Origin of the sequence: Nostoc sp. (genome assembly GCF_036919675.1) — a bacterium.
Classification (GTDB): Bacteria; Cyanobacteriota; Cyanobacteriia; order Cyanobacteriales; family Nostocaceae; genus Nostoc.
Window position 1 is genome coordinate 1 of record NZ_JBALCP010000139.1, and the last position, 8,478, is coordinate 8,478.

Here is an 8,478-nt window from a genome sequence, read left to right on the forward strand (position 1 = left end):
TCAACAATCAAGTATTTTCAATCCCTATAGAAGTAGCTATTCTCACCTAAGCAAGAATTATTTGCTCATTTTTGCAGCGGTTATTGAGAAGTTACAAATTATGATTGAACTTAAGCGAATTATCAGATGCTTCATCAAGTTGAAATTGCGAAATTTCTTCTAAATACTCCAAGAATTAATCTAAAGGTTGTAGTTGATTAATAGGTAAAAAATCAGTTTGTACGTGCTTGACAAATCCCAGTAACTTCGCTTCTCTAAATGATTTACTAATCTGCACAGCTACATAACCAATTCGATTTGATTGTACTTCAGGCGGCACGTAAACAAATTGTGCATCCTCCAATACTGAGCGACATTCTAACAAGCCCAAGTTTTTTAGGGACAAATCAGCTACATCTACATCCATTAATGTTTGTTGTATAACATTCCAACTGTTACTTTTTTCTAAGTCTGTCTCAAATCCCATGTATCGTAGATAAGAGTTTACGAAAGACACAGATAAAGTATTGAGATAAACTTGGTTACCTTTTTTTTGCGTGGCTTGTCGTCTACGCAACTCTTCTGCTCAATGCCTTCCATCTACAGGTATCGGGGCTGAAAATGTTAAAACGTCTATGGTTTCTCTCATATTTATTGCCTAGCTAATTAGATTGTATTAAACATTAAATATATAAATATTCTTGGAATTTATCAGCAAATTTTTTCAAACAACGTTGATAAAATTATGTAAAGATGTGATTCCAATACCCCATTCTGCTGAAATATCTTTCCAGGAAATGCCAGAACATCTTCTTTTAGCTATAGCTTGAAAATTTGCCTCTGGATGACCTTTTATATGTTCCTTGCAAAAAATTAACTCTGGGTCGGAATCTATACATTCTCTTACTTATTCAAATAAAGACATAGGTTGAGATGACGGAATATTTTCCAAGTGAGGGTTATCGAGATTTATTTCATTTTCTTTCCCAATCACTTTCGAGATAGCCTCTGGAAAAAAACGTTTAGTTAATAGCATATTTACCCAAGTCATGACTTCGCCGCGTTCTGGATCATACCTATTAATATTTTTCTCTTGACAAAGGTAGAAAAATAAATTTTGTACTGCCTCATCATAAATATCCTCATAAAGTAGTTGAAATTGACCTTTACAAGGACGAACAAGCCTACCTGATTGCCAAATAGCATTAATCAGACGTGTTAAAGTTATTCGCTTTCCCTTAGCTAGGTGTGTGTATTGTTGGGCTGCGATGCTAATTCTTTAAGTTGTACGTCTAGTTGTTTTCTTCGGTCATTAGTCATAAAAGATCTCAAATCAGAAGCTACCAAGTTACGAATCGTACTATATCTCATGTATTAATCCTGACTTTTACACAAAGCAGCCACAATTGTTACAAAACTTTTTGATCAGGTATTAAATCTGATAATTAGCAGTGTTTTGCCAGAACGTGGCTTTGTTGCAGGTACAAGGAAAAATCGTAAGCTTTACCTATTCTCTTCCTACTTGTCAAATAACAGATTATTTTTCATCATTACAAAAGCTGATAACCATCTTCTGTCCCTGCTGATGTAAATGTCTTAAAATTCTGCCAAACTCTTGGGGGTGGGCAAGCATTGTTCTTGCCTTAAAAGATTTTGATATTTCACGCCCTTTTTCTCATATTTTCTGCTAGTCTAAGCAAATTCACACTTGGGAATTCGCGATCGCACTACAGGATGACGTAAAGGCTCATTCTTGCATCTTGTAATTTTAGACATTTTTTCTAGTAATATTACGGACTACCCGACAACTCTTGTGTGATCACCAGCCAGCAATCTGTTTGCCTGCTGTTAGCCACCATCTCTCCATAAATTTAGCTGACCATAAACATTGATATCAAATGTAAATTCAATATTAATGTAGTTCTTGGAATATCCTGTGGGCAAAGGTGCAAAAGGTGCAGATCGCTGTATAGCATTGAGTGCTACTTCATCAGTCACACTAAATCCAGAGGTTTGTGCAATGTTGAGATTGCTAACTTGACCTGAACGGTTAATAGTGAAGTTAAGTACTGTTCGTCGGTTAGAATCGCTCAGTCCTGGTAGCCACTCCTGCTGAACGCGTTGCTGTAGTTTCTTTAAGTAAAGGGTGAGGTCTATATCTTGATTACGGGCATCAATACCAGAAGTCGCTTGGTGATCACGGTTGGAATTAGGCAGGGCTGCCAGATCATCACTGCGATAATTCCGACTAGATACACTCAGAGTGCCACCCAACAAACTTGCTGCACCTGTTTTTGGAGATGATCGAGCTTGGGAGGATGTTCGCCCATTTAATCTAGTTCTCGACTGTCCTAAGTTCTTAGGGTTGCTGGGTACAGGTAATATCGTAGCTCTTTCAAGTGCTGTTTTTCCCAGTGGGGCTGGTAATCGTGTAGCCATTGGTGCTACTGCAATTTTCTTGAAATTAGGCATTTTTACTGTGGTTGTAGGTGCTGACACTGTTTGCTTTGGGTTGGACACCAAAGGTGTTGTCAAAAGTGCTGTTTTTTTCAGTGGGGCTGGTGATAGTGTAGTTGTTGGTGCTACTGCAATTTTCTTGAAATTAGGCACTTTTACTGTGGTCGTAGGTGCTGACACTGTTTGCTTTGGGTTGGACACCAAAGGTGTTGTCAAAAGTGCTGTTTTTTCTAGTGGGGCTGGTGATGGTGTAGTTGTTGGTGCTACTACAATTCTCTTGAAATTAGGCACTTTTACTGTGGTTGTAGGTGCTGACACTGTTTGCTTTGGGTTAGACACCAAAGGTGTTGTCAAAGGCGCTGTTTTTTCTAGTGGGGCTGGTGATGGTGTAGTTGTTGGTGCTACTACAATTCTCTTGAAATTAGGCACTTGTGCTGTGGTTGTAGTTGCTGACGCCGTTTTTCGAGATTTGAGTTGCAGTTGTTGACGAGATAGATTTGGTGATGCCGTTTTTTGCTGCTGCCGTTCTGGCTGAAATACCTCTGCTGGAGATGAGGGTGTTAAGTCAAAAGAACTCTCGCTAGAGGCTTTATGTCCTGTGGGATTAGCTGACTTCATTGCAGAAACAGGTCTTTCAGGCAAAGCTTTACCACCGGCAACAGAATCTTTGGTAGCTCGGAGTGAGGTTTGAGGAGGTATCTCTGTTTTATTAGGAGGAACTTCAACTACCTCGATTGGAATCTCTTGGGTAATTTCTTGGTTTGGCTCACGCATCAAAGCTCTGTGCCAATATTTGCTCCCTATTAATAAAATAGAGTGCAGCAGGATAGAAGTAACTATACCAAAGAGCATATCGAGAGGACGCACGCTCCGATGGCAGAAAAATTCATCACAAGAAGCCATGTTATTGTACTTTACTTTAATAGCAGCCTCAACAGTCTATTTACAGGATACAAGCTTCTGTTATTTCCGGTTGTCTACAAGACTGTAAGCAACAGCAGACATTCCCTCCAAGCGATTACTCCAATCACAGCAAGATTATTAAGCCATCCGCTCAAGCATCCTTGGCAAACTGAAAATAGGCAGGCGGTAAGCAGCAGCAAAGGCAATTGACGCTTTTATTCAAGAACTGGATTTTCATTTCCTCTTCTTAGTTACTCACCCTAAATGAGGCGCAGCAGCATACAGTCCTTTTGCTGGCGAATGATTTTAAGCAAATAGGCGATCGCATACGCCAGAATAAGATCATTTTCGCCACATCTACTATTTCTCCAAGGAGAGTGAGAACGATCCTGTTGAAACTTGTGTAAAATAGAGAGCGACACACGGGTAAAACTTGAGGCAATGTAAGATTTAAGTAAGTGCAGCAATCGCATTTTACATTACTTGTTCCCGCTGCTCAAATGTTTAATAATTTGAGGTAAGTTAACAATTTCGTGCATCAAGTCTTGTGGAGTAAATCCTAAAATATTCAAGATAACCACGATGATAAAAATTGCGATCGCTGTACTGAGGAACGTTTTCAATAAATTCAGCAATGCCTTGAAAATTAAAAAAGCGACAATCACTGCCGCAACTAAAATAATTAAATTAACTGGCATATTTTTGCCTGGGTAAATCTCAAAAAAACAGTAAACCTTAAATCATAGACTAAATCTTTGGCATTACTGCACCAAAAATTTATCAGGATGAGATTTCTGGCTTCCGATCACCGTCGAACTTACGTTAATACGCTATCTCACGCCATCACAACCAGATATTTTGTATAATTTAATCACAAAATCGGTAGAAAACAATTACACCAGAACTCTTACTGGTAATTTTCTCGCTTTTTATGGAGTATAGAATCACACAAAAGATAGAGGTATTGACCGACTTAATTCATTATTATCAATAAGATATAAAAAAATATTACAGAAAGGAGTCGGCTATTAGTATCCAATTATCAAAGAATGTCGTCATCCCAAAATGGCATGATTCCAACATTGCTGTGGATCTAAAACGTGCCACAAAAATTGCTGATTATTGTGCAAACAATGCAACTGCAATAGATTATAATGGTGCTTTTCCCAAGCATGAGTTTGATCTGATTGCTAAGGCTGGGCTGTTGGCTGCACCATTGGCGAAAGAATTAGGCGGATGGGGTGCAGGAATTAATGCTAATGTCACCTACGAGTTTTTAATACTATTAAAGCAGATGGGGCATGGCAATCTGGCAGTTGGTCGAATTTATGAAGGACATATCAACGCCCTGCAACTGATTCAGACTTTTGGTACTGTAGAACAAATCACAAGCTACGCCCGTGACGCCCGTGAGCGTCACAAAATATTTGGCGTTTGGAATGCCGAAGCCTCTGATGGTGTCAAGGTAATTCCTTTTGAGAATGGACGTTATCGCCTGGAAGGTTCTAAAACGTTTTGTACTGGTGCAGGCTATGTTGAACGTCCTTTCGTTAATGGAGTATTGCCAGACGGCGGTTGGCAAATATGCATTGTGCCGATGGAGCAAGTTACGACAGTTAGTGATCCAAGTTGGTGGCAACCTTCTGGGATGCGAGCTACTGCTAGTTACAAAGTGGATTTTAGCGGTGTAGAGTTGGATCAGAGCGCTTTAATCGGCCAACCAGGAGATTACCATCGACAGCCCTGGTTGTCTGCTGGGGTAATTCGGTTTGCTGCTGTGCAACTAGGTGGGGCAGAAGCACTGTTTAACCTGACTCGCCAGTATCTTCAGAAGTTGGAATATACAAATGATCCATATCAAAAAGAACGGCTTGGCAGAATGGCGATCGCCATTGAAAGTGGTAATCTCTGGCTACGGGGGGCTGCGGATCAGGTAGCAGCGTATGCGCCTATGTTTGGTGGCGATCCCACAGTTCCCCACCCGCAAGCAGACCAACTCGTTGCCTATGCAAACATGGTGAGGACAGCAATTGAACAAATTTGCATTGATGTAATGAATTTGTGCGAACGTTGTGTTGGGACTCGTGGCTTACTACCACCAAATCCGATGGAACGCATTATCCGAGATTTGACTCTATATCTGCGTCAACCTGCTTTTGATGCGGCCTTGGCAAATGTCGGGCAGTATGTATTGCATGAAAGTAATCCAGCTTATCTGCTTTGGAATCATGAATAAATTCGGCATGATTGGATTACCACTAAGCAATCCTAGTCTTTTGCCTTGGCGTTCAGTTAACGAGATCGCTTGTAGTTCGGCACTAATCGTCGCACCCCATCCTGATGATGAAACGTTAGGTTGTGGGGGTGCGATCGCTCTGTTACGGTCTTTAAATTGTGATGTGCAAGTTTTAGTCATCAGTGATGGTACTCTTTCACACCCTCGTTCTCTAAAATATCCCGCAGAAAGACTCCTAGCTCTGCGGGAAGCGGAAACACTATTAGCAATGAAATTGCTGGGTGTAGAGGCTAATGCTGTCACCTTCTGTAGAATGCAGGATGGGTCAATTCCAACACAGTATCAAAGTGCAGTGGCTAGTTGTCGTGCTTACATCACAGAAATCGCCCCACAAATTATCTTTTTACCGTGGCGATATGACCCTCACGCAGACCACCGAGCGACGTGGAAGTTAATCAAAGCAGCACTGCATGATTTGTATTTATCCCCCCGATTGATTGAGTATCCTATTTGGGATTGGGACTCAGAGCAACGGGGAAGTCTGCCAGCATCTCTTGAGGTGACAACCTGGCGGTTGGATATTAGCACGGTAGTGGAGGTGAAACAGCAAGCGATCGCTGCTTATCGTTCCCAAATTACAAACTTAATTGACGATGACCCACAAGGCTTTCGCCTGAGTGCCGAAATGTTAGCTAACTTTACTCGTCCTTGGGAAGTTTATTTAGAGGAAATCCAATGAACCCGTTACAATCCAACTCCTTACCACCAAGCTACTTCGATAAACTTTACAGCGAAGACCCCGACCCGTGGAAGTTTGAAACGAGGGAATACGAAGCTAACAAATATGCTGCCACGATCGCAGCTTTACCCAAAGAGCGCTATCGGTCTGCCTTTGAAATCGGCGGTTCCATTGGTGTTTTAACCCAGAAGCTACAAGAGCGTTGTGACTCACTGCTCTCGGTTGATGTGTCAAAACTAGCGCAGAATAGAGCAAAAGAGCGCTGTCACCATCTCTCCAATGTCAAGTTCCAGATTATGCGTGTCCCAGAGCAATATCCTGATGAGATGTTTGATTTGACCCTAGTCTCGGAAGTTGGCTATTACTGGAGCTGGGAAGACCTGAAAAAATCCCAACAGTGCATTTTAGAACACCTGGAACTTGGAGGGCATCTACTTTTAGTTCATTGGACACTCTATGCCCGTGATTATCCGTTGAGTGGGGATGAAGTTCATAACTCGTTTTTTGAGTTAGCCCCGAATAAACTGCGGCATTTAAAAGGTCAACGGGAAGAAGAATATCGACTTGATTTATTCGAGCGAGTCTGAGAACTTAAACCTGCTTTATTTTTTGGTGTTTAGCTTTACCTTTTAGAAGAAACTGCTTTGGAAGCGTTACCCTAGAGTAGGGTAATGCTTCCCCTTAGTAATTACTGACGTAAACTCTCAAGACGCAAGCGCAAATCCCCAATTGCTTGTTCAATTTCCACAAATTTCCAGCGCAAAGCCCAAATTCCTTCTTTCTGCTGGCGTTCTTCGATTAGTTCAAACAACTCACCAAAGGTATAAGGTTGCGTTAATTTCTGGACAAGCCATTGGGCTGAAACTCCCAGCATCTGTGCCAAAGACGCGACACTGGGATGACTTGGCTGATAGCCGTTGAGAGCGCCCAACCACATCACTCGTAATTGGCGACGTGCAACATAACGAGTTTCGATAGCCGCCGCTGACTCTACTAAAAATGATTGCTGTTGCCGTCCCATTTCTGCCCACTTACTCAACTGATTCGCCATACCAATGCTAGTGCGTCCAATTTGTCTTGCCGAAGTTACTACCCGCACTAGCGAACTGTGGCGAAAACGAGCATTCACTCGCACTAAAGCCCGATAAAACGCTACATCTTCGGGAGTCCGCACAGGTGGTAAGCCTCCTGCCAGTGCATACATTTCTGCCGTCACGGCTAGACTTGCCCCATTATGATAATAGTGCCGAGGAAAGCTGTCATAAGGGTCGGGGTCGAGGTAAGTTTCTAATTCTGCAATTAAGTAACGGTAGCCGACATCGCGCAGATAGCAAGCTCTGGTGTAGGGGTCTAGATTAGAGCGATCAGTGCGATCGGTGAGAATTCGCCCACCTACAGCATCAGCACCACAGTTAATTTCGTACAGGTTGGCAGCAATCCAAGTTGGGCTTACTTGCGAGTCTCCATCAGTTGAAGCAATTACCCCCCTTGTGCGTCCTAAACTACACAAACGGTGGTATGCTTCATTCATCAAAATCTGACGCACTCGACCAATGTAGGCTTCTGCAGCAGGCAGAGTTTTTTCAACTACATGCAGTGCTATATCTGGATGTTGTTGAGCGAAACTGCGGGCTATAGCTGCTGAATCATCGCTACAATTATTTGCTAACAAAATTATTTCGTAGCGTCTGGGATCTAAAAGCTGTCCTTCTAGATCAACTTGATGTATCAGGGCAGTAAGGGTTGCTGCCAACGTCTGAGCTTCATTGCGAACTGGAACAATTACACAAACTTCACAATACACTGATGGCGGTATTTGGACTAAAGTTTGAGGAAAGCTTTTATCGAGTTGTACAGATGGAAAGTCAGCAACGAAGGACAAGCGCTTACTTTCCATAAAAACCATTTTTCCATTTCCAGGAACAGCGACACAGTGTATTCATCTACAGTCGAAAACTATTAATATTCTTAACTCTATTTTGAATATTTTCTCATTTACTTGGAATCTACCTACAGTATGATTAGTACTGATTAAAACTCTCTGAACATCAGCTATCAAAAACTATTGTCTATACAGCACTTCCGGCTGTTATGAGGTACAGTAACAGCAATTAGCAAACCAGTTTCTTAAATGTTGAGGATTTATTAAGTCGAGTGCAACTGA

Annotated in this window: 8 protein-coding genes; 4 read left to right on the forward strand and 4 right to left on the reverse strand. The window is 41.8% G+C overall.

Going from position 1 to position 8,478, the window contains the following annotated elements; genetic code table 11:
• Nucleotides 1–175: 175 nt before the first annotated feature.
• Nucleotides 176–556 carry a DUF1822 family protein gene (locus tag V7K49_RS33775; protein WP_335209570.1) on the reverse strand — a complete coding sequence of 127 codons (381 nt, stop codon included), beginning with the start codon at nucleotides 554–556 and terminating at the stop codon, nucleotides 176–178.
• 1,271 nt (nucleotides 557–1,827) lie between these two features.
• On the reverse strand, nucleotides 1,828–3,210 hold the full coding sequence (locus V7K49_RS33780; RefSeq protein WP_335209571.1) for an energy transducer TonB: 1,383 nt from the start codon (nucleotides 3,208–3,210) through the stop codon (nucleotides 1,828–1,830).
• Between the two features lie 99 nt (nucleotides 3,211–3,309).
• Here V7K49_RS33780 and V7K49_RS33785 point away from each other — a divergent pair, with 99 nt between their 5' ends.
• The gene (locus V7K49_RS33785; RefSeq protein ID WP_335209572.1) at nucleotides 3,310–3,549 is read left to right on the forward strand and encodes a hypothetical protein; all 240 of its coding nucleotides are present in this window, start codon (nucleotides 3,310–3,312) and stop codon (nucleotides 3,547–3,549) included.
• A 269-nt stretch (nucleotides 3,550–3,818) separates the two neighbouring features.
• Here the strand turns inward: V7K49_RS33785 and V7K49_RS33790 are convergent, their stop codons facing one another.
• Nucleotides 3,819–4,037: a hypothetical protein gene (locus V7K49_RS33790; protein WP_335209574.1), complete on the reverse strand. Its 219-nt coding sequence runs from the start codon at nucleotides 4,035–4,037 to the stop codon at nucleotides 3,819–3,821.
• Nucleotides 4,038–4,426: 389 nt separating this feature from the next.
• Between V7K49_RS33790 and V7K49_RS33795 the strand changes: the two genes are divergently transcribed.
• The 3 genes from V7K49_RS33795 to V7K49_RS33805 are packed head-to-tail and all read left to right on the forward strand — an operon-like array spanning nucleotide 4,427 to nucleotide 6,901.
• Nucleotides 4,427–5,575, forward strand: a complete 1,149-nt coding sequence (locus V7K49_RS33795) for an acyl-CoA dehydrogenase family protein (RefSeq protein ID WP_335209575.1) — start codon at nucleotides 4,427–4,429, stop codon at nucleotides 5,573–5,575.
• Entirely contained in the window at nucleotides 5,568–6,314 is a 747-nt protein-coding gene (locus V7K49_RS33800) for a PIG-L deacetylase family protein (RefSeq protein WP_335209577.1), read from the forward strand. The genes V7K49_RS33795 and V7K49_RS33800 overlap by 8 nt, the downstream gene beginning before the upstream one ends.
• Nucleotides 6,311–6,901: an SAM-dependent methyltransferase gene (locus V7K49_RS33805; RefSeq protein WP_335209579.1), complete on the forward strand. Its 591-nt coding sequence runs from the start codon at nucleotides 6,311–6,313 to the stop codon at nucleotides 6,899–6,901. Before V7K49_RS33800 ends, V7K49_RS33805 begins: the two co-directional genes overlap by 4 nt.
• Nucleotides 6,902–7,002: 101 nt before the next feature.
• Here V7K49_RS33805 and V7K49_RS33810 read toward each other — a convergent pair whose 3' ends face one another.
• A complete protein-coding gene (locus tag V7K49_RS33810) occupies nucleotides 7,003–8,220 on the reverse strand; it encodes a glycosyltransferase family A protein (protein ID WP_335209581.1) in 1,218 nt (405 codons plus the stop codon).
• Nucleotides 8,221–8,478: the final 258 nt, after the last annotated feature.

What these genes read in the sequence shown, in the direction of transcription:
- V7K49_RS33780 (WP_335209571.1), bottom strand. Translation starts at nt 3,210, where the DNA reads ATGCGTGAGCCAAACCAAGAAATTACCCAAGAGATTCCAATCGAGGTA.
- V7K49_RS33785 (WP_335209572.1), top strand. Translation starts at nt 3,310, where the DNA reads ATGGCAGAAAAATTCATCACAAGAAGCCATGTTATTGTACTTTACTTT.
- V7K49_RS33790 (WP_335209574.1), bottom strand. Translation starts at nt 4,037, where the DNA reads ATGCCAGTTAATTTAATTATTTTAGTTGCGGCAGTGATTGTCGCTTTT.
- V7K49_RS33800 (WP_335209577.1), top strand. Translation starts at nt 5,568, where the DNA reads ATGAATAAATTCGGCATGATTGGATTACCACTAAGCAATCCTAGTCTT.
- V7K49_RS33805 (WP_335209579.1), top strand. Translation starts at nt 6,311, where the DNA reads ATGAACCCGTTACAATCCAACTCCTTACCACCAAGCTACTTCGATAAA.
- V7K49_RS33810 (WP_335209581.1), bottom strand. Translation starts at nt 8,220, where the DNA reads ATGGTTTTTATGGAAAGTAAGCGCTTGTCCTTCGTTGCTGACTTTCCA.